This window comes from Kitasatospora sp. NPDC093558 (assembly GCF_040683475.1).
In the GTDB taxonomy this organism is placed as follows: Bacteria; Actinomycetota; Actinomycetes; order Streptomycetales; family Streptomycetaceae; genus Kitasatospora.
Genome location: NZ_JBFBDY010001151.1, coordinates 1 through 1,447, shown reverse-complemented (window position 1 = coordinate 1,447; position 1,447 = coordinate 1). Strand labels below are relative to the sequence as shown.

Annotated in this window: 1 protein-coding gene; it reads left to right on the top strand. The window is 75.0% G+C overall.

The features are described from left to right. Window positions 1-1,447 (top strand): beta-ketoacyl synthase N-terminal-like domain-containing protein (locus AB0O00_RS39295; RefSeq protein ID WP_363659462.1); only part of this gene is annotated, 1,447 nt, incomplete at both ends.

Genomic DNA, 1,447 nt, shown 5'->3' with positions numbered 1-1,447 from the left:
GGCGGACGGCCTGCTGCGCTTCCACGGGCGCGCGGCGGAGCTGATCAACGTCGGCGGGCGGAAGTTCGACGCGACCGAGGTCCAGGAGCTCCTGGCGGCGATGCCGGGCATCGGCCCGCTCGCCGTCGTCGGACGGGCGGACGCGCGGCTCGGCGAGATCCCGTGCCTGGTGCTCACCCGCGCGGCGGACCCGGCGATCGGGCTGCGGGCCGTCACCGGCTTCCTGCGGGAGCGCGAGGTCGCCGAGTACAAGATGCCGCTGGAGCTGGTGACCGTCGACGACCTCCCGCGCACCCCGGCCGGGAAGCTGCACCGGCGCGCGCTGGAGGAGCTGGTGGCCGAGGAGGCGGCCGTTCCTTCCCTTGCCATGGACTACGGCGACGCACTGGACCTCGTTCGCGCGTGCGCGGCAGAGGTCATGGACCGCGGCCCCGAGGACGAACCGATCGGCGCCGACAGCGCGTTCCGCGCGTACGGGCTGGACTCGGTGCGCACCATCCGGCTGCGCAACCTCCTGGCGGAGGCGACCGGCCGCCGGCTGCCGGTGAGCCTCGGCTTCGACCACCCCACGCCGGCCGCCGTCGCGTCCCTGCTGTCGGGGGCCGCTTCGTTGTCGGGCGCCGCTTCGTTGTCGGGGGCCGGTTCGGACCGGCCGCAGGAGGGTCCGTACGACGTCTCCTCCGACGAGCCGATCGCGATCGTCGGCATGGCCTGCCGCCTGCCGGGCGGCGTCGCCTCCCCCGACGACCTCTGGGCACTCGTCGCCGACGGCACCCACACCGACTCCGCCTTCCCCGCCGACCGCGGCTGGGACCTCGACGGCCTCTTCCACGACGACCCCGAACACCCCGGGACGTCCTACGTCCGCCGGGGCGGCTTCCTGCACGGTGCAGGGCAGTTCGACGCCGCCTTCTTCGGCTTCTCCCCGCGCGAGGCCCTAGCGGCCGACCCGCAGCAGCGACTCCTCCTGGAGACCGCCTGGGAGGCACTGGAGCACGCCGGCATCGACCCGACCGGGCTGCGCGGCAGCCGCACCGGCGTCTTCACCGGCGCGATGTACCACGACTACGGGGCAAGCGCCCCTTCGGAGTTGGAGGGACTGCTCGGGATCGGCACCGCGGGCAGTGCACTCGCCGGGCGCATCTCGTACTGCTTCGGCCTGGAGGGCCCGGCGCTCACCGTCGACACCGCGTGCTCCTCCTCGCTCGTCGCCCTCCACCTCGCCTCCCGCTCGCTGCGCTCCGGCGAGTCCACGCTCGCCCTGGCCGGCGGCGTCGCCGTGATGGCCACACCGGGGTCGTTCGTCGAGTTCTCCCGGCTGCGCGGCCTGGCCGCCGACGGCCGCTGCAAGTCGTTCTCCGACGACGCGGACGGCGCCGCGTGGGCGGAGGGCGTCGGCCTGCTCGTCCTGGAGCGGCTCGGCGACGCCCGGCGCAACGGGCACCCC